General features: G+C 49.0%; 19 protein-coding genes. 6 read left to right on the forward strand and 13 right to left on the reverse strand.

Annotated features, from left to right (window positions below; genetic code table 11):
• The first annotated feature begins 17 nt into the window (after positions 1 to 17).
• Positions 18 to 950: a LysR substrate-binding domain-containing protein gene (locus Q8K39_RS21635; protein WP_186953969.1), complete on the forward strand. Its 933-nt coding sequence runs from the start codon at positions 18 to 20 to the stop codon at positions 948 to 950.
• On the opposite strand, the gene Q8K39_RS21640 is transcribed toward Q8K39_RS21635, so the two are convergent.
• From Q8K39_RS21640 to Q8K39_RS21670, 7 genes are all read right to left on the reverse strand, one after another.
• Positions 935 to 1570 carry a 2-hydroxychromene-2-carboxylate isomerase gene (locus Q8K39_RS21640; protein ID WP_305263266.1) on the reverse strand — a complete coding sequence of 212 codons (636 nt, stop codon included), beginning with the start codon at positions 1568 to 1570 and terminating at the stop codon, positions 935 to 937. The genes Q8K39_RS21635 and Q8K39_RS21640 overlap by 16 nt on opposite strands.
• Before the next feature lie 10 nt (positions 1571 to 1580).
• On the reverse strand, positions 1581 to 2462 hold the full coding sequence (locus tag Q8K39_RS21645; RefSeq protein WP_305263267.1) for a CmcJ/NvfI family oxidoreductase: 882 nt from the start codon (positions 2460 to 2462) through the stop codon (positions 1581 to 1583).
• 136 nt (positions 2463 to 2598) lie between these two features.
• Complete coding sequence (locus tag Q8K39_RS21650; protein ID WP_305263268.1) at positions 2599 to 3195, reverse strand: DUF4291 domain-containing protein; 597 nt, start codon at positions 3193 to 3195, stop codon at positions 2599 to 2601.
• Between the two features lie 3 nt (positions 3196 to 3198).
• Positions 3199 to 3753, reverse strand: coding sequence for an NADAR family protein (locus Q8K39_RS21655; RefSeq protein WP_305263269.1), 555 nt, complete (start codon positions 3751 to 3753; stop codon positions 3199 to 3201).
• Positions 3750 to 4292: a dual specificity protein phosphatase family protein gene (locus Q8K39_RS21660; protein ID WP_305263270.1), complete on the reverse strand. Its 543-nt coding sequence runs from the start codon at positions 4290 to 4292 to the stop codon at positions 3750 to 3752. Before Q8K39_RS21660 ends, Q8K39_RS21655 begins: the two co-directional genes overlap by 4 nt.
• On the reverse strand, positions 4282 to 4836 hold the full coding sequence (locus Q8K39_RS21665; RefSeq protein WP_305263271.1) for an RNA 2'-phosphotransferase: 555 nt from the start codon (positions 4834 to 4836) through the stop codon (positions 4282 to 4284). The genes Q8K39_RS21660 and Q8K39_RS21665 overlap by 11 nt, the downstream gene beginning before the upstream one ends.
• Before the next feature lie 9 nt (positions 4837 to 4845).
• Positions 4846 to 5712, reverse strand: a complete 867-nt coding sequence (locus Q8K39_RS21670; RefSeq protein WP_305263272.1) for a TIGR02452 family protein — start codon at positions 5710 to 5712, stop codon at positions 4846 to 4848.
• 439 nt (positions 5713 to 6151) lie between these two features.
• Between Q8K39_RS21670 and Q8K39_RS21675 the strand changes: the two genes are divergently transcribed.
• Genes Q8K39_RS21675 through Q8K39_RS21690 form a run of 4 tightly spaced genes read left to right on the forward strand, consistent with a single transcriptional unit; the run spans position 6152 to position 11060 of the window.
• Positions 6152 to 7015, forward strand: coding sequence for a cysteine hydrolase (locus Q8K39_RS21675; protein WP_305263273.1), 864 nt, complete (start codon positions 6152 to 6154; stop codon positions 7013 to 7015).
• A gap of 45 nt (positions 7016 to 7060) precedes the next feature.
• Positions 7061 to 8251 (forward strand): nicotinate phosphoribosyltransferase, encoded by a 1191-nt coding sequence (pncB, locus tag Q8K39_RS21680; protein ID WP_305263274.1) that lies wholly within the window; start codon positions 7061 to 7063, stop codon positions 8249 to 8251.
• Positions 8252 to 8277: 26 nt separating this feature from the next.
• Positions 8278 to 9975, forward strand: coding sequence for an NAD+ synthase (locus tag Q8K39_RS21685; protein WP_305263275.1), 1698 nt, complete (start codon positions 8278 to 8280; stop codon positions 9973 to 9975).
• A gap of 47 nt (positions 9976 to 10022) precedes the next feature.
• A complete protein-coding gene (locus Q8K39_RS21690) occupies positions 10023 to 11060 on the forward strand; it encodes a bifunctional nicotinamide-nucleotide adenylyltransferase/Nudix hydroxylase (protein WP_305263276.1) in 1038 nt (345 codons plus the stop codon).
• Between the two features lie 50 nt (positions 11061 to 11110).
• On the opposite strand, the gene Q8K39_RS21695 is transcribed toward Q8K39_RS21690, so the two are convergent.
• From Q8K39_RS21695 to garD, 6 genes are all read right to left on the reverse strand, one after another.
• A complete protein-coding gene (locus Q8K39_RS21695; RefSeq protein WP_305263277.1) occupies positions 11111 to 11434 on the reverse strand; it encodes a PepSY domain-containing protein in 324 nt (107 codons plus the stop codon).
• Positions 11435 to 11522: 88 nt separating this feature from the next.
• Positions 11523 to 12872, reverse strand: a complete 1350-nt coding sequence (locus Q8K39_RS21700; protein ID WP_305263278.1) for an ATP-binding protein — start codon at positions 12870 to 12872, stop codon at positions 11523 to 11525.
• Positions 12869 to 13540: a response regulator transcription factor gene (locus tag Q8K39_RS21705; protein WP_305263279.1), complete on the reverse strand. Its 672-nt coding sequence runs from the start codon at positions 13538 to 13540 to the stop codon at positions 12869 to 12871. The genes Q8K39_RS21700 and Q8K39_RS21705 overlap by 4 nt, the downstream gene beginning before the upstream one ends.
• A gap of 35 nt (positions 13541 to 13575) precedes the next feature.
• A complete protein-coding gene (locus Q8K39_RS21710) occupies positions 13576 to 14313 on the reverse strand; it encodes a cytochrome b/b6 domain-containing protein (RefSeq protein ID WP_305263280.1) in 738 nt (245 codons plus the stop codon).
• 301 nt (positions 14314 to 14614) lie between these two features.
• Positions 14615 to 15436 carry an NAD(P)-dependent oxidoreductase gene (locus tag Q8K39_RS21715; RefSeq protein ID WP_305263281.1) on the reverse strand — a complete coding sequence of 274 codons (822 nt, stop codon included), beginning with the start codon at positions 15434 to 15436 and terminating at the stop codon, positions 14615 to 14617.
• Between the two features lie 54 nt (positions 15437 to 15490).
• Positions 15491 to 17056: a galactarate dehydratase gene (garD, locus tag Q8K39_RS21720; RefSeq protein WP_305263282.1), complete on the reverse strand. Its 1566-nt coding sequence runs from the start codon at positions 17054 to 17056 to the stop codon at positions 15491 to 15493.
• Between the two features lie 409 nt (positions 17057 to 17465).
• On the opposite strand from garD, the gene Q8K39_RS21725 reads away from it, so the two are divergent.
• A complete protein-coding gene (locus Q8K39_RS21725) occupies positions 17466 to 18167 on the forward strand; it encodes a FadR/GntR family transcriptional regulator (RefSeq protein WP_305263283.1) in 702 nt (233 codons plus the stop codon).
• Positions 18168 to 18270: the final 103 nt, after the last annotated feature.

Below are 18270 nucleotides of genomic sequence, written 5' to 3' on the forward strand. Positions count from 1 at the left end.
TGACATGCGAAATGAGAATGTCATTACCACTTGCCAAACTGGCTTTTCTTGACCAGCTAAGAGGCTTTGTTGCTGTTGGCCGCCATATGAGTATCACGCTGGCGGCGGAAGAACTATGTCTGAGCCAGTCGGCAGTTAGCCGCCAGGTCCAGGCATTGGAACAGCAACTAGGTATCAGCTTGCTGGTGCGTGGCTATCGCAGCATTGCTTTCACTGCAGAGGGTGAACGCCTGTTCCGCAGTGCCGACGCCGCCTTGCAGCAGTTGCAGGATGTCGCGGGTGACATAGTGGCGCAGTCGTTAGCCCGGCCTGTAGGGCCAGTAACGATCAGCGCCAGCATAGGTCTGACTGGCTTGTGGCTCTTACCCAGATTGAATGCCTTTCAAAAATTGCACCCGTCTGTCGATGTGCGCATTTCAGCCAATAACAAAATAATCGATCCGAGCAAAGACAGCATCGACCTGGCAATACGCTATACCAACGCCAAATCCGTGCCTGCGGATGCCATACGCCTGTTTGGTGAAACGATAGTTCCGGTGGCTCATCCTTCGCTGGGCTTGAAGTTCAAGAAGAACGGCAAGCTTGCATTGCAATGGCCGTTGCTGGAATTTGAAGAAGCGAAAAAAGACTGGCTATCGTGGCACGATTGGTTAAGCAAAGAAGAATTGCAGGCAGCCAGGGCGCGAGGTATCCTGCATTTCAATCAGTACGATCAATTGATACAGGCAGCAGTCGCTGGACAGGGCATAGCGCTGGGGCGGCTGGAATTGATACAGGACTTCATTGCCGACGGCAGGCTGATGACATTAGCACCCGGCAAGAGTCAGGGCGCACATGGCTTTGCATATTGGCTGCTAGTAGCGGATGCTGGGCCCAGCGTGGACGCATTGCAAGTCAAGGACTGGTTGCTTAGCGAAGCGAGTAAAACAAAAACTCAGGCATCTGGATAAACCAGCAATTCATGGCAGTAAGCCAGCGCATCGTCGAGTCTGTCATTCCCCCAGAACATGTGCTCTCCAACAAAGAAAGTCGGCGCGCCAAATATACCCTTGCTCATGGCCAGTTCGGTTTGCCTGCGCAGCTTCAGTTTGTTTTCTTCGCTCAAGGCTTGCTCAATTATGTCAGCAGCAGCCAATCCCATGTCATTTAACACAGCAGTCACAACTTCTTTGTTATCGATATCGCGGTCATAGGAAAAATTCATTTGCATCATGCGTCTGCAGTATTCTGCCATCCAGCTTTGTTCTGCAGCCAACACGGCTACCCTTAATGGCAAGATGGCAGAGCGTGGGAAATTACCCGGCTTTTTCCAGGGAAGGCCATACTTGCGGCATTGCCTTTCCATATCCAGCCAGACATAATCACCCTTGGCCTTTTGCAAAACAAAGGGTGAAGTGTTCCAGCCAAAAGCCTGGAATATCGGGCCAAGCAAGAATGGCTGCCAGCGTATCCTGACGCCAGCTCTAGCCGCATCCTGCTCTATGCGCATGACACTCAGGTAACTGTAATTGCTGCCAAACTCAAACCAGAAATCAATGACAGGCATGGTGGTGATAGGCGTATCCATCATGATCTCCTTTCTAAAAAACCACCAGGCAGCGCAACTCTATGCTTTCTCTTGGGGGAGCATCAGTTGGTGCTTGTGGATGATCAAATGCTGCATGTGGTGTAAAGCGCGAGACACCGCTGAACTGGCTGTCATATTGTTTAAAAATCAGCGCTTCATTTGGCTGCATTTCAGAAAAGTAAGACCAGCGATGTCTGGGCGAAAATCTGGACAGATAAATTTCACCTGTGCGGTTAGGATACTTGACATCGCAAGCCAGCAAATGCGATTGCCGGACAGTACGCGCATCACAAACCGCCAGCGGCGTATCCAGCACGGTATGATGGGTAGGACGCCAGATATTGATGATGCAATAGCGCCGTATCTGTGCCATTACTTCCAAATCCCTGACGACTAGCGCCAGGCGTTTCTGTCCTGATTGCTCGGTATAGTCATTATGTATGCGGCCATTAGCCGCCGCCAAACCATTCTCTGCACGTTTGCCAAAGGATAATGTGCTTGCCCTGGGTTCACATCGCCTGACCAGGTGATCAAAGACATAAGCCTGCCTTCCGCCCGTGACAGCCAGCGCCAGTTCACGCGCTTCCTGATAATAGTCAGACCTGACTTCTTCGTGATCCAGGAAATTCTTGACGGACGTAGGCGCATCCCAGAGTTCAAAACCTTCACGCTCAAGCTGAGGTTCCTGTTCTGCCTGACGGGCATCATGTATCGCAACTTCACGCACATCGTAAGTGGCGTTCTCCCAGGGGATGCCAGCAGGAGGTTCAAAGGTATAACTCACGGGTCTCCGTTCGCCAGGCAGAACATAGCTCATGGGAGCCAGCACATAGCTGCTGCCTTGCATTGAAATTGGCACTGAAAACTCGCGTTGACTCTCAGTAAGGACATCCATATAGCCTCCGGCCCAAATGCGACGAAACCGGGCTTCCGGTTGGTAAGTTCAGGGTGTTCGTCTATGGCTATTTAAACGGATGCGAGGCTAGTATTCAAACGACATTTTTGCACAATTCGCATGCGTGGGTTGCATGTCAAATGCAGGATTGATAAATGGATTCGCTAGGTATCAGCAATTGCTCGTGCTGATCAGCATGTGGAAACTGCTCCAATACAAACGGTGTGACATCGATGATTTCCAGTATTTCTTCCTTGCCGTAGCGTGTCAACATTTCACCACGAAAACCTAATTGCAAGGCGCGACGCGGCGTACAATTGCCCACAGGGTCGTGATCAGGGTCCCATTGCAAACGGACGTCAGAGGTTTCTATCGCCTGCTTCCATGCTTCTTGTGTGGCAAATCCTGAGGCAATAAAGGATGAAGGTATAGCCTGCGTTAAAACTTCATCAAAAAAACTGCGCTTGATGCGTATTGCCAGCACACGCTCCTGCCCAGATTTCTGCGCCCAACCTGAGCGGAACATCATCCATAAAATTTTTTTTGGTTTGATCCAGCTCATGCGCGTATAACTGAATGCGCCACCAAAGTATTGGTGCGCGACTGCAAAATCGGCGATGGCATCAGAATATGCCTGATAGACGATAATGGTCTCTTCATCAAATTGCGCCATGATGTGCTTGCCATCATCTGGCCATTGTTCTGTCTGTTTTTTATAAGCTTCAAATTTCATTTTCTAATTCATTTGTTCCACGAGTAATTTATGCCTGACTTCCATTAAGGCAAAACCCAGCAGATTCAATCCCTGCCAAAGATGGGGGCTATTACTATCCGGGTGATCTTGTGCCAGACCTGTTCCCCAGATTTTGTCCAGCGGGCTGGCTTCGACGATGACCTTGTCTGCGGTACTCAGCAGATACTTTGCCAGTTTCGGATTTTGCGAAAATTTCGCATAATTGCCGTCGACCACAATCTGTGAGCGATGTTCTACCCATGTCGATTCATCATAATTTTTTACTTTCCTGCCCAGGCGCTTCACCATGTCAGGATCGTTGGTTGTTAGTATTTCCTTGAGCACGGCCTGGTCGTCAAACAGCCTGGCCTTGCCAGCCATCATATAGTGTTCAGCCGTGGGGTAAGTGATGTCATCGATCTTAAACGGCGCGACAAACCATTGGCTGAAGCAGGCTTTGTCTACTTGCAAGCTACGTTGTTTATGTCCCCAGAAATGCAGATAGGTAAACTGCTTTCCTTCATCTATCTGCTTTAATATTTCTTCCAGCGCATTCATGTTTTTCCTAGGCTATCTGCAGACCAGGCCATCACCCAGGCGTGCTGCTCTGCAGTTTGTGGCGTATCTGGCCAGTAATTTCTCTTTTCCATCTGTTGCCACAAATGCGCCAGTTCTTTCAAACCTGCCTCAGCATCCTGATGCTCTTCATTCAAATAGCAGCCTATGACAGTGCCGGTGCGGCCTATGCCGCCGAAACAATGAACATACACGGTGTGCTGCTTCGCCAATGCTTCACGCAATGCATGCAAAATATCTTGCATCAGCTTCGTCGAAGACGGAATATTGCGGTCAGGTATGGCAAAACGATGATGCTGGACTTGCACGCCGCGCTCAGCAGCCAACTTCATTAACAGCGGTGCGTAAGGATGCAATTCATCTTCTTCTGTCAGGTCAATGAAGTAATCGACGCCACAGTCAAGAAATTGCTCCAACCGGATCGCTGCAGATTGCTCATCTATTGCTCCAGGATATTCACCTGCCAGTAACTGAACTGGCCTTACCCAGTAAGTATTATGATTTGGTCGTTTACTTGTCATCACTCATCCTGATCAAATATTTTGACGGCACACTATCACATAGCCATACACCATTCGCAGATACCAGAAACTGGAAACCATCTTCCTGCATTTGTTCTGCCATGACTTTCAATATGACTGGCGCACCATGCCTTGCACCTACCGTGCGCGCAGTTGTTATGGTCGTCGACAAATGCACGTGGTGCCGTGAGCCAGGACGTAGCCCTTCTTTCATGATGGATGCGATGAAACGGCTGGCAGTACCGTGATACAAAACATCCGGCGGTACCGTCACGGGCAATGCCAGATCGACCTTGACTGAATGCCCCTGGTTTGCTCGGATACGCAATCCATCTTCGCTAACGGCGAAGCGCTGTTTGTCTGAAGTGCGCACGGCCTCGTGCAAGTCTTCCAGTTTGAAGCGCTTGCCATACCTTGCAGCCTGGTTTATTAAGGCCGCTATTTCTGTCCAGCCCTGCTCATCCAGTTTGATGCCTATGGAATCAGGCTGGTGACGCAATACATAGCTGAGGAATTTGCTGAAACTTTTATCATTATTTTTCATTATATTTTTTTACGATTTGTTTTTATTATTTTTAAATGCTGCTTCGAAAGCCTGGAAGCTTCCACTGTTCTTTTTGTCCAGTACGGCAAATACTATTTTCTTGAATGCGCCGTGGAAAAATGATCCGGGTGACAATGCTTGCAAGAAGTAGTTAGCAACATCCCTGGGCTCATTGCCGAATACTCCACAGCACCAAGCACCAAGTACCAAGTGCTGATGTCCATGCTGAAGTGCCAGAGCCAGGACAAAATTGACCCTGTTTAACATGACACTGGCTGCTTCGCCAATTTGGTCCGGTTCATTTTTTTTCAATGCGCCGAGATTGACCGCTGGAGCCGTGATGAAGGATGCACTATAGAAATTATCGAGCAAGGCATATTCATCATCTCTGAAGACAGGCACGTCTGGCGAATAGATCATGTCATCGCTATAGAGACAGGATTGCAAAGCACGGTTCTTTTCATACATGGCAGCCATCTGCGCAATGCAAGGATACAAGCCTGAAGATTTCGCCAGATTTTCTTCCTGTGCTTCTGAACCACCCAGGAAGCCGCCGCCTGGATTTTTCGCCGACGCAAAATTCAGACAAAGTGGGCGCGCACCACCTTCTGATGCCATGCGCCTGGCTACTGTCAGGCAGCCTTCATTGCTGACGCTGATTGCGGTGTCAAATCGTTCGTCAACTGAAAGCGCAAGCAAGATTTGCTGTAATTCTTCCGGCAAATAGTGGACAGATGCATTTTTCGCTGCCGTCAAACTGCCCTGTATGCTGACTTCATCGCCATACTGATTCATGTAGTTGCCACGTGCCAGTATTGCCAAAGTTTCCTGGGCAATATCAGCTCTTTGTTTTCTATTGATGACTGTAGTTTGCATTGTTTTTCTCTATCTTATTATTGTTAGCAAGCATAAGAATATCTCGCATAAGCGAACTATAAACTATCTTAGTGTGGTAAAGAAACTAAGATAGTTTCGTAAATTAACTAAGATCATTTCATTTGTTGTTTTCTTGCAAGGACAAATAACAGTAATTGCTGGCAAATGTCAGATAAATAATGCTGGAAAGTAAATTGAAAGTGTAATTTATTGCAGAGACAGGTTTTGCAGGCGCTGAATTTGCAAGATTTTGTAAGCATGGCTATGGAAGAACGGCGCAAGGGTCTAAGGTTTTTTTATGCTAAGTTACTGAAAATAAATAGTTTATTCGGAGTTTTTTGAAACTTTTGCATATTGACGCAGGATATATGGCTACTTAGTTGCAATAAATAACTAAGTATCCTAGAATAGAATCAGCTTCAAAAGAAAAGGAAATATCATGAAACGTAATTTGCAAGTCCTCATCATTGATCCGCAAAATGATTTCTGTGATTTGCCACCTGCTTATCTGGCACGAGATGTACATAATGCAGAAGCATTATCGCCAGCCCTGCCTGTGCCAGGTGCCCATGCCGATATGTTGCGCGTGGCTGAACTGATTAATAAAGGTGCAGATGGCATCACCGGCATCAGCATCACTCTGGATGCTCACCATCGTTATGATATCGCTCATCCTACATTCTGGAAGACAGGGCAGGGTGCAACAGTGACGCCCTTCACGGCTATATCCGCGGCGGCAGTGCGCGCTGGCGAATATCAGCCGCGTCGACCTGAGGCTTTGGCACGTGTCCTGGCGTATCTGGATGCACTGGAAGCAGAAGGCCGTTATCAGTTGATGATATGGCCGGTGCACTGCGAAATTGGCTCATGGGGGCAAAATGTGCATGCTGATGTGCGTGCAGCCTATAATGCCTGGGAAGAAAAACAACTGGCTGTGGTCAACAAGATCAACAAGGGCTCCAATCCCTGGACTGAGCATTATTCAGCAGTCAAGGCAGAAGTCCCAGATGCCAGCGACCCGGATACGCAACTGAACCAGCAATTGATTACAGAACTGAGCAAGGCTGACCGCGTGTATATTACTGGCGAAGCAGGCAGTCATTGCGTGAAAGCGACTACTGAGCATCTGGTGGAAAATTTCGCCGCAGCCGATTTACACAAACTGGTGCTGGTAACTGATTGTATGAGTGCAGTCACGGGCTTTGATGCACAGTTTGAAGACTTTGTACGCGATATGGCTGCCAAAGGTGTGCAGATTGCGAAGATGGCAGATGTATTGCCTGAATTGCTGGCGAATGCCTGATACTTTTCAGGTGATAATTGTCAGGTAATACTGGAAAAGAAAAATATGAAACCCGTAGTTCAAAGTTTGCTGGAAACTGATTTATACAAATTCACCATGTGGCAGGCATTGCTGCATAGTCACCCAAATACCCAGACTGAATATGCTTTCGTTTGCCGCAATTCCACCGCCTATCCACTGGCAGAATTAAAGGCTGACGTCGAACGTGAAATTGATCACTTGTGTGCACTGAATTTTACTGAAGATGAACTCGACTATCTGCGCTCATTACGTTTCATTAAAAGCGATTTCACAGATTTTTTAACGGTTTTTCATTTTCAGCGCAAATTCATTAAGATCAGTACGGATGGCGATCACCTGCAGATCGTGGCCACTGGTCCGCAAGTGCATGTCATGGGTTTTGAAATCTTTGTGCTGCATATCGTCAATGAATTATATTTCCGTCGCCTGCAAACACAAGACACGCTGCCTGAAGGCAGGCGCAGGCTGGCGGCTAAGATAGAGCAAATCCGTGAATTTGGAAAAGAAGCACCAAGAACTCACCCTTTTGAATTCTTTGATTTTGGTTTACGTAGGCGTTTTTCAGGCGACTGGCATGATGAAGTCGTCGCTACCCTGGCACGTGAAGTGCCGCAGTTTTTCAAGGGTACATCGAATGTCTACCTGGCCAGGAAATACAAGCTTGTGCCTATCGGCACCATGGCCCATGAATACCTGCAGTCTTATCAATCCTTTGGTGTGCGCCTGCGTGATTTCCAGAAAGCCGCACTGGAAGACTGGGTGCAGGAATACCGCGGTGACCTGGGCACTGCCCTGACGGACGTGGTTGGCATGGATGCCTTCCTGGCTGATTTTGATCTCTACTTCGCCAAATTGTTTGATGGCCTGCGTCATGATTCTGGTGACCCGGTAGCCTGGGGTGAGAAAGCCCTGGCGCACTATGCCAAGTTGCGTATAGACGCCCATACCAAACGCCTTGTGTTTTCAGATGGGCTGGACCTGGCAACTGCATTCAGCCTGTATCGCCATTTTGCTGACCGCACCATGACGGGCTTTGGCATAGGCACTAATCTGACGAATGACACTGGTATCAAGGCCTTGAATATTGTTATGAAACTCAAGTCCTGCAATGGCCAGCCTGTTGCCAAATTATCTGACTCTGCTGGCAAGACCTTGTGTACGGATGAAACCTTCCTCGCTTATATGCGCCAGGTTTTTAATCATCCTCTCATCTAAACCAAGTTGAACTCAGGAGTTTCATCATGTTGAAACTGGCAGTCGCACAATTAAATTATATGGTGGGTGATTTCGCTGGCAATACTGCCGCCATCATCAGCCACATGCAAAAAGCCGCAGCAGGAAAGGCGGATGTGGCAGTGTTTTCTGAACTCTGTATCTGCGGTTATTACCCTGGTGATTTGCTGGAAGACAGTGCTTTCTTAGCCAAGGCAGAGCAGGCGCTGGCCAATATTATGCAGGCTTCAACGGATTATCCTAATCTCGTCAGCGTGATAGGCACGGTACGTCCAAATAAAGGACAAGGCAAAGCCCTGCATAATGCCTTGCTGGCGATACGCAATGGCGAGATTGTTGCTGAATACTATAAGCAGTTACTTCCCACTTACGGCATCTTCGATGAGCGCCGTCATTTTGAGCCTGGCAAGGAAGTTGCCAGTACCCTCGATGTGGCGGGGCATAAACTGGGCTTCATGGTGTGTGAAGATGGCTGGAATGATGAAGAACATGATTATCAGGTCAATCCCTTCAATGCCCTCACTGCTGCGAAGGTGGACCTGATCATCAGCATCAATGCCAGCCCGTCAGATATAGGCAAGCGCCAGCAAAGACATACCATGTTTGCCAGGGCAGCAGCCCATCATCAATTGCCCTTGCTATATGTGAACCAGGTTGGGGGACAAGATCAACTGGTGTTTGATGGAGCTTCATTTGCGGTCACATCCGATCATGGCGTGACCTTTGAAGCCGCACGTTTTGAAGAAGATTTTCAGTTACTGGGATTTGCAAATAAGCAGTTCACTGCAATAGATGGCGCAGCATTGCTCAAGCCGGACAGCACAGGTTTGTCCGTGCCAGAATTTACCCGTCGCCAGATCGTGCTTGGCCTGCAAGACTATGCACGCCGTTGCGGTTTCAAACAGGTGGTGGTTGGTTCTTCAGGCGGTATTGATTCGGCATTGACGATTGCTTTGGCAGTACAGGCACTTGGCGCCGAGAACGTTATCGCCATCACCATGCCATCCGCCTATTCAAGCACAGGTTCAGTATCTGACTCGGTCAAATTATGTGACAACCTGCAAGTCAAACTGCATACACATCCAATACTGAATTTGGTAGAGCAGTATGCAAAAGGCTTTGAAGAAGCATTTTCCTCTCCCTTGCGCGGTCTGACACAGGAGAATTTGCAGGCACGCATACGTGGCACCATCTTGATGGAATACTCTAATGCCTTTGGCGCACTTTTACTGACGACTGGTAACAAGAGTGAAATATCTGTCGGTTACTGTACTCTGTATGGCGACACAAATGGGGGCCTGGGCTTGATTGGCGATTTGTACAAAACAGAAGTTTATGCTTTGTCGCAACATGTCAACAGCGCAGCCGGACGTGAAATTATCCCGCAAGATGTGCTGACCAAACCACCATCAGCCGAGCTTGCACCAGACCAGCTTGATACCGATAGCCTGCCACCTTATGATGAGCTCGATGAAATGCTGAAATGGCATATAGAAGGCAGGCGCTTGCCTGCACATGAGTTTGCCAGGGCGCAGGCTTTTGTAGAACAATTGCAAAAGACCGAGGCTGGTCAGAAAAGCATGGCCCGTATCATGGGCATGGTGGCGCGCAATGAATATAAACGCCGCCAGGCCCCGCCCATTATCCGCGTGCGCGCCCGTGCATTTGGTAGTGGACGCCAGATGCCGATTGCGGCAAAGTATTGAAATCCAGAAGATCAAGTTCAACCTTTACCATTATTTAGAAGTCATCCATGCAAATCGACGTTGCAGTATTAATAGGACGCTTTCAACCTTTTCACAACGGCCATGCCACGCTCTTGCAACTGGCACTGGAAACCGCAGAAGAAGTAGTCGTGGTATTGGGCTCATCTTTTCATGCGCGCAGTACCAAGAACCCTTTCACCTGGCAAGAGCGGGCAGACATGATCAACGCCACCCTGTCACCTGCAGACCGGGACCGGGTCTCGTATATTGCCGTGCGCGATTACTATGATGATGCACGCTGGTCAGCAGCCATACGCGGCAAGGTTGAAAGACATTTTCCTTATGCTAAGCGAATCGCCCTGATAGGTCATTTCAAAGATGCATCCAGTTATTACCTGAACCGTTTCCCGCAATGGCAGTTGGTCGCGGCTGAACAATTACTGGCGATAGATGCCACTGTCATACGCCGGGTTTTGTTTGAAGCGGAAGACATGCGCGTTTCACTCGACGTGATTGCCCATTACCTGCCACTGAGCATAAGGCAATATTTGAAGGCCTGGAGTATCTTGCCGCACTATGCCGTGCTGGTGAAAGAGCATGCACAATTGCTGGCATACCATGAATCATGGAAGCCAGCCCCTTATGCGCCGATGTTCGTCACTCTGGATGCCGTGGTCAAGGCAGCAGGACATGTCTTGCTGGTACAGCGCGGTGGATTCCCAGGCAAAGGTTTGTGGGCCTTGCCTGGAGGTTTCCTGGATCAGAATGAAAGACTGTTCCAGGGCGCTATACGTGAATTGTTTGAAGAAACCAATCTGGCCGTGCTGGCATCTACCCTTGAGCATTCACTGGTAGACATAAAGGTGTTTGATCACCCAGGCCGCAGCTTGCGTGGCCGCACCATTACCCATGCCCACTTCTTTGACTTGCAAACCGAGCACTTGCCCGATATCCGCGCCGCTGATGATGCAGCACAGGCGGCCTGGGTCAGCATAGAAAAACTGGAAGGCATGGAGGAAATGTTCTTTGATGATCATTTCCACATCCTCGATCAATTTCTCAATCTGACTGCCAGCGAGAACTGAGACAACTGTTGACAGCCTGCGATGGGATTCATTGCGGGCTGATTTGGCCATCACTGCTTTATCTTTACGATGTTCTGTCGTGTCAGTTTAGCGTTGCTGGGATCAAAATATGCTTCGACCAGATCACCGTCACGGTTGCTGCCATAAATTTCGTAGCAACTTTCATAGGATATTTTCACTTTTTCAAACTGGTATCCACGATGCTTTGCCAGTAAAGCCATTTCTTCCTGGCTTAGCCATTCTGACTTTTTCAGTGTCGTGCATCCCTTGTCATTTGCCAAAATTTTGGGAATAGTGACCACTTGTTTTGAATTACTGCCTACAGATTTTTGTACTTGTGGAACCGATGTTTCTGCTTTGTTTTGTGCATGCAAACTGATGGAGCAGGCACATGTTGCGAGAAAAAGAAATTGACGTGCGTAATTCATCGCGCTCTCCAGGTTGTTGATGCGGAAGTAAGGTTCAGTTTGGAGCAGGTATGCTCAATGTTACTTTTAGTCCCCCCAATTTTTCTGAACGTTCAGCTTGCAAGTCCATGTGGTGAGCCTTAGCAATTCTTTTTGCAATTGACCAGCCCAAGCCGCTGCCACTTTCTGCATTGCTTTGAATACGAAAAAAACGTTCACCCAACCTGGCGATATCTTGGTCTGACAGTCCATTTCCACTATCTTCAATCGTCAAGATATATAAGCTATTGATGTAGCTCAAGTGAATCAATATTTGTGCTGCCTCTGGACTGTAGCGGACGGCATTGTCGATCAAGTTCCGAATAAGTACGCTCATCAAGATTTCATTGCCATTAATGGAGCAATGACAGTCCATATCCAGTTCCATTTTCTGATTCTTGCTAATAGCTTTGGGGGCAATATCTGCTAATTGCTTGCGTATCGTGGCTGACATGTCGAAGAGTAAGAATTCGGCCTCAGCGTTGTTTTCCAGGCGGGATAAAGTCAGTAATTGCTCAATCAATCTGGATGTCCTGTCACAGGCTTCCAAAGTGTTTTTCAATGCGCGCTGGCGTTTGATTTCATCATGTTCTGCCATTGCTACCTGCGCTTGGGTACGCAGGGCAGCAAGTGGGGTGCGCAGTTCGTGGGCTGCGTCTGCAGTGAATCTTCTTTCTGATTCCATCAGGCCTGCGATACGCTCCAATAAGCCATTTAGTGCTTGAATAACAGTTTGAGTTTCTTTACTTGTTCCATCCATCTCAATTGGGTTAACTGCTGCAGGCTGGCGCTGTTCAAGCACCCGGCCTAATCTGGTGATGGGGCTCATACCTTGCCGCACGGCAAACCATAGTGCCAGTCCAAGTATTGGAAGCGCAATGATGAAAGGTAAAATCATGCTACGTAAAACGGCATACAGGATGGCAGTGCGCGCCTGAACCTCTTCTGCTACATAAACCTGTACATCTGCTTCAACGCCGATCGTTGAAAAAACGCGCCACTCGCGGTTCTTTATTTGAATGCTTGTAAATCCCGCTTTTAATTCCTTGCCATCGTCCAGAATCGGCGTGTCCGGTGCATTTGCCGAGCGCAAGCCAAGCCGCCCCCCATGAAAAACCTGATACATGACTTTAGGTGCATACTTGTGCAAAGTGCGTGGTTCCCTGGACTCTCCTTTTTCTATAATCTCGTGTACTTGATGTGTTGTGAGCAAGCTCGCAGCTTGTGCCAAATGTCCATCAAGCACTTCGTCCAGCTCATGCCTGGCATCGAACCAGGTCATGGCGGTCGCCAGCAACCAGATGGATGCGACCGCTGTCAACGTCAGCACGAGTAGTCGATTTTGCAGGGAAGGGCGTGTATTCATGATGTCCTACCCTCCTTTGGGAGCATGTAACCAACGCCACGCACGGTCAATATTGATGTCGCCCCCAGTTTCTTTCGCAGGTTGTGAATATGGACCTCAATGGCATTGCTATCCACCTCTTGCCCCCAACTATACAAATGCTGCTCGATTTGCTCACGTGAAAGAACGCGGTCGGGATTTAGCATGAAGGTCAGTAAGAGGTCGAATTCTCGCGTCGAGACTTCCACAATGCTGCCTGCTTGCTTTACCGAGCGAGCTCCAGGATCGAGCAAAATATCTTGTGCTTCCAGGTTTTCATTTGGTTGCCCATGGGCACGCCGGATCAGCGCGCGTAACCTTGCTGCAAGTTCATTCAGATCAACCGGTTTAATGACATAATCATCGGCACCTTGATCCAACCCCCGAATTCTGTCGGCAACGGCGTCCCGTGCTGTCAATATCAATACCGGGCAACTTACTTCCGCTTTGCGTATGCTGGCAAGTACGTCCAGCCCATTCTTGCGCGGCATTCCAAGATCAAGTACTGCAGCGGCATACACCAGACTACGTAATTCATATTCCGCTGCTTCACCGTCTCTGACCCAATCGACCTGAAAACCGAGTTGGCGCAAGCCTGCCTGCAAGCCATCGCCGAGTAGTGGGTCATCTTCTGCCAATAATATGCGCATACCAGTTCTCTATGGTCATAAAAATTTTGCCGGATTTAATCACCATCATGATCTTTATCCTTGTCAGTTCGTTCTTTGCTTGACTGCGTCATTTCAAGGTTTTGCGCAGAAGTCGCGGTACTCCACTGATAAATCCAGAAGCCGAGTACGGTCAATAACAATATTGCTGCGACTGAACGCCAGGTAGTGGGTATGGCTTGCTTTTGCTCACCCTGCTTGCGTCCGCCGATCATGCTGCGAACCAGATTTTCCCGATGTAAATAACTTGCGAGTAGAACACCAGCGATATGTATCCCAACCACTACCAGCATCATATTGGCAGCTATTTCATGCACATCTTCCAGCCACTCACCACCTAATTCATTGTAGTGGGCATAGCCTGACATTGTGACGACCAAGCCCAGGCACAGCATCGCGATAATCGCCATGGCACCTGCGGGGTTGTGTCCCGTGAAATGAGCAGGATGCCCCGAAATCATGCTACGCAAATAACGAATGACAGCTGCAGGAGAGCGTATAAATTCAGAGAAGCGGGCATACCTGCTACCGATGAAGCCCCACACCAGACGAAAGCAGATCAAGAATAACATGGTGTACCCCATGCTGATATGGAGCAAGCGCAAGGAATCTACTTCGGCTGTCACATATGCAACGGTAAAGCATATCGCCATCAGCCAGTGAGACAGTCGCACAGGTGCATCCCATATCTGGATCTTTTTTGTGGAACTCTCAGTGCGCTCAGTATCGCTCTGCGATGTGGATAAATCACTCATGTCAACCTCCTCGACGAAACCAGGGAATTTTCAAACTTGTAAGTCATGCATTTACCAGCGAGTCACGAAGAAACTGTATCGCTGGTCTGCGTGAGGCCGAATTGCCAGACCTACATCCAGGAAACCATGATGGGCTTCAATTCTTAAGATGGTCTTAAGCCACTACTGTCCGTAGAGTGAGAGATAAGAAAGGGAATATTTGTTGCCAGCTTGGCGGAGGCTTGCTGGAGATGAGGGGGAGTTCGATAGTGCAGGTAAGGTTAAACCAGTTGCGCTGCACTATCGCGTCTATACATTAAACTTATTTGTACTGTGGACCGGTCAGCAAGAAGCCACCGCCCTGATAGATGGTCGTGATGTCGTCTTTTTCAGGATATTCACTGCTGTCAGGGAATAGATGAGTAAAGGCAGTAGAGCTATCTTTCGCTTGAAAACCCAGATGGGCAGCTTTTTTATTGTCCCACCATTTTCCCGGATTGTCAGATACACCAAAACTGATGGTGTGGCCAACACGCTGGGCAAAGACTGCGCAGCGCAACAATTCGAATAAATCGTCATAACTGAAATAGGTCACCATCATGCGGCGCGTTGTCGGCACCGGGAAGGAGGAGCCTATGCGTATGCATACGGTTTCTATGCCAAAGCGGTCATAGTAGTAACGTGACAGTGACTCACCAAAGCATTTGCTGATACCGTACATGCCGTCAGGTCGGGCAGGCATGTCGGCATCAATATAATCGGTAGTGCGGTAATAACCAACTGCATGGTTCGAGCTGGCAAAGATGACGCGCTTTACATTGTGCTTGTGCACGGCTTCATAGATATTGTATGTGCCCTGGATGTTTGCATGCATGATGGCTTCGAAATTGGCTTCGGTCGAAATGCCGCCAAAATGCAGTACAACATCCACACCTTCCATCATTGCCAGCACAGCAGCCTTATCAGCCAGATCACATTGCACGATTTCTTCACCTTCGCCTGCAGTTCCAAGATCGGCGATGTCGCTGAGGCGAACGATGTTGGCCCATGCCTTGATACGTTCGCGCAAGACTTTGCCCAGGCCACCGGCGGCGCCGGTCAGCAAGATGCGATTAAATGGCTTTTCAGTGATAGTGGTATTCATGGGGCGCTTTCTCTTTAAATGAATTCTTGATCTGCATTTTTCTGGTTTAAGCTATCAGGTAATCGGTGCCGGGTTAAATAAGACCAGGGCATTGTGCAGTTTCCAGTGCTCGGCCCAGGTTTCCTTGCCACTGGCAACATCCAGCAGCATCTGGAATAATTCCCATCCTACATCGGCGATCGTGGCTTCGCCGCTGGCGATCTTGCCAGCATTGATATCCATCAGATCATGCCAGCGTCTTGCCAGGTCATTTCTGGTGGCGACCTTGATGACAGGAACTGCGGCCAGGCCATATGGCGTGCCGCGCCCGGTAGTAAATACATGCAGGTTCATGCCCGCTGCCAGTTGCAAAGTGCCGCAGACAAAATCGCTGGCGGGTGTGGCAGCATAGATCAAGCCTTTTTGCGTGAGTTTGTCGCCGGGTGGCAAGACACCAGAAATAGTGGAACTGCCTGATTTGACGATGGAACCCATGGCCTTCTCAACGATATTCGATAGCCCACCTTTTTTATTGCCGGGTGTAGTATTTGCGCTACGGTCAACTCCGCCACGTTTCAGATAATCGTCATACCATGCCATTTCCCTGATCATGGCCGCTGCCACTTCAGCGTTGGCTGCACGTGAGGTCAACTGGTCTATACCGTCGCGTACTTCAGTCACTTCAGAAAACATCACCGTCGCACCAGCACGCACCAATAGATCTGTGGCAAAGCCAACTGCAGGGTTGGCAGTCACGCCCGAGAATGCATCACTACCGCCGCACTGCACACCCACCACCAGTTCCGATGCCGGACAGGGCACGCGGCGACGTTTATTCAACTCTGTTAATTGCTTCTCTGCCGTACGCATGATGGATGCAATCATGGAATTGAAGCCCACATGTACCTGATCCTGCAAGCACACCAGCGCTGGTTCTCCACTACCCTCATCCCCATTTTTTATCGGGATACTGCCTTTGGGGAACAAGCGCGTAGGCTGCAGTTTTTCACAACCCAGACTGACCACCATGGCTTGCCCGCCAAAATTTGGGTTCAGGCTGATATTGCGCACTGTTCGTATGGGGATGTTGGCATTTGGCGCATCGATAGCAACCCCACAACCATAAGTATGCTCAAGCCCAACCACATTATCGACATGTGGAAACCTGGGCAAGAGTTCTTCCTTGATGCGTTGCACAGCATGTTCGACCACGCCAGATACGCATTGTACGGTTGTTGTGATCGCCAGAATATTGCGCGTGCCTACACTGCCATCGGCATTCTTGAAGCCCATGAACGTATACCCTTCTAGCGGGGTAGTGTCGGGCGCTGACACAGTGGCGATCGGCAAGTCCAGCAACTCGCGGGCGGCGGGCATGCTTATCAGGGATTCTTCCACCCAGCTTCCTTGTGGGATGGCGCGCACTGCATAGCCTATCGTGACGTTGTAGCGGGTAATCGCTGCGCCTTCGGCGAGATCTTGCAATGCCAGCTTGTGCCCTTGCGGAACGTGCTCCAGCAATGTCAGGCCGCAGGGAAAGCGAGTCGCCGCAGGCAGGCCGCCATCATTGGCAACTATCGCCACATTGTCATTGGCATGCATGCGTATATAGAGCGGCAAACTGGTGCTGGATATTGTCATTTTATTTTTCCCCTTCTCCGCTAGATGTGGCTGTCAGTGCAAAAAACAGACAAATCAGCCAATTATTTTTTGTCGAAAAATCTGATTTTCGTGAAATTGGTCTTACCAAAATACTACTGGCATGAACATTTATGAGCATGTCAAGGGGAGATGGATTTCGGGCTGGCGCACGGCAGTGTTACCACGAAAAAACCAATATTCCCTATGAAAATCATTTATTTTTACCTTCAGATTTTTCTTCTTTTACCGGTGGGGAGCGCATAGTCCGCTATAATCCCTCAGGTATCATTTGTGGCGAGTATGCCACCAAAAAAAATATCTGGCTAGTCCACATTGCATATTTGGTCTGACCACATTAGAATGGCCTGACCGAATTGCTTTTATTAAGCTTTTCTTAAAGTTGCAAATCATGATGAAAAAAAATATTGCGCAGAACGAAGCTTTGCCTCATGAGCCCAGGCTGTACCGGGTAGTGGCTGACAGGATTCAGGCGCTGATTGCTGAAGAGAATATTGCTGCTGGAGAGCGTTTGCCATCTGAGCGCGATCTGGCAACCAAGCTCAGTGTCAGCCGCGCGTCCTTGCGTGAAGCACTGATTGCGCTGGAATTGGGCGGTGTGATTGAAGTGCGCGGTGGCTCTGGTGTCTATGTTAGCGGCTTGCCGGAAGGCCAGGCAGATGTGCCAGAAGCAGGGCCGGGACCGTTTGAAGTATTGTCTGCGCGACGCTTGATTGAATCTGAGGTGGCGGCGATTGCAGCCAGGGTAGCAACCGATTCTGCCATTGATGAAATTTTGAAGGCCGTGCTGGAAATGGAAAAGCATCATGCCAATTATTCCAGCAATGAAAACGCCGATCGGAATTTTCATCTATCCATTGCCAGAGCCACGGGCAATAGTGCACTGGTAGGTACGGTGGAATACTTGTGGAACCAGCGGGGCCGCCTGTGGCATAAATTGAAGGAGCATTTTCAGACTGAAGAATTACGCCAGCAAACATTGACGGATCACCGCAACATACTGGAAGCAATTGCTTCCCATGATCCGGCTGCAGCGAGAAAGGCCATGCGCGCTCATCTTGAAAGAGTGACCAGGACTTTTTCTCGCGGATGAGCGGATAAGCGTATGAACGTATAAGCAGGCAAAGGATCAGTCAACAAGCAAAGAATACATTTGCGACTGTATCCCCGGGGCTGACAGCAGCCCCAAAATCGGA

The sequence above is a fragment of the Undibacterium sp. genome (genome assembly GCF_030683615.1).
Lineage (GTDB): Bacteria > Pseudomonadota > Gammaproteobacteria > Burkholderiales > Burkholderiaceae_D > Undibacterium > Undibacterium umbellatum.

What these genes read in the sequence shown, in the direction of transcription:
- Q8K39_RS21635 (WP_186953969.1), top strand. Translation starts at nt 18, where the DNA reads ATGTCATTACCACTTGCCAAACTGGCTTTTCTTGACCAGCTAAGAGGC.
- Q8K39_RS21640 (WP_305263266.1), bottom strand. Translation starts at nt 1,570, where the DNA reads ATGATGGATACGCCTATCACCACCATGCCTGTCATTGATTTCTGGTTT.
- Q8K39_RS21645 (WP_305263267.1), bottom strand. Translation starts at nt 2,462, where the DNA reads ATGGATGTCCTTACTGAGAGTCAACGCGAGTTTTCAGTGCCAATTTCA.
- Q8K39_RS21650 (WP_305263268.1), bottom strand. Translation starts at nt 3,195, where the DNA reads ATGAAATTTGAAGCTTATAAAAAACAGACAGAACAATGGCCAGATGAT.
- Q8K39_RS21655 (WP_305263269.1), bottom strand. Translation starts at nt 3,753, where the DNA reads ATGAATGCGCTGGAAGAAATATTAAAGCAGATAGATGAAGGAAAGCAG.
- Q8K39_RS21660 (WP_305263270.1), bottom strand. Translation starts at nt 4,292, where the DNA reads ATGACAAGTAAACGACCAAATCATAATACTTACTGGGTAAGGCCAGTT.
- Q8K39_RS21665 (WP_305263271.1), bottom strand. Translation starts at nt 4,836, where the DNA reads ATGAAAAATAATGATAAAAGTTTCAGCAAATTCCTCAGCTATGTATTG.
- Q8K39_RS21670 (WP_305263272.1), bottom strand. Translation starts at nt 5,712, where the DNA reads ATGCAAACTACAGTCATCAATAGAAAACAAAGAGCTGATATTGCCCAG.
- Q8K39_RS21675 (WP_305263273.1), top strand. Translation starts at nt 6,152, where the DNA reads ATGAAACGTAATTTGCAAGTCCTCATCATTGATCCGCAAAATGATTTC.
- pncB (WP_305263274.1), top strand. Translation starts at nt 7,061, where the DNA reads ATGAAACCCGTAGTTCAAAGTTTGCTGGAAACTGATTTATACAAATTC.
- Q8K39_RS21685 (WP_305263275.1), top strand. Translation starts at nt 8,278, where the DNA reads ATGTTGAAACTGGCAGTCGCACAATTAAATTATATGGTGGGTGATTTC.
- Q8K39_RS21690 (WP_305263276.1), top strand. Translation starts at nt 10,023, where the DNA reads ATGCAAATCGACGTTGCAGTATTAATAGGACGCTTTCAACCTTTTCAC.
- Q8K39_RS21700 (WP_305263278.1), bottom strand. Translation starts at nt 12,872, where the DNA reads ATGAATACACGCCCTTCCCTGCAAAATCGACTACTCGTGCTGACGTTG.
- Q8K39_RS21705 (WP_305263279.1), bottom strand. Translation starts at nt 13,540, where the DNA reads ATGCGCATATTATTGGCAGAAGATGACCCACTACTCGGCGATGGCTTG.
- Q8K39_RS21710 (WP_305263280.1), bottom strand. Translation starts at nt 14,313, where the DNA reads ATGAGTGATTTATCCACATCGCAGAGCGATACTGAGCGCACTGAGAGT.
- Q8K39_RS21715 (WP_305263281.1), bottom strand. Translation starts at nt 15,436, where the DNA reads ATGAATACCACTATCACTGAAAAGCCATTTAATCGCATCTTGCTGACC.
- garD (WP_305263282.1), bottom strand. Translation starts at nt 17,056, where the DNA reads ATGACAATATCCAGCACCAGTTTGCCGCTCTATATACGCATGCATGCC.
- Q8K39_RS21725 (WP_305263283.1), top strand. Translation starts at nt 17,466, where the DNA reads ATGATGAAAAAAAATATTGCGCAGAACGAAGCTTTGCCTCATGAGCCC.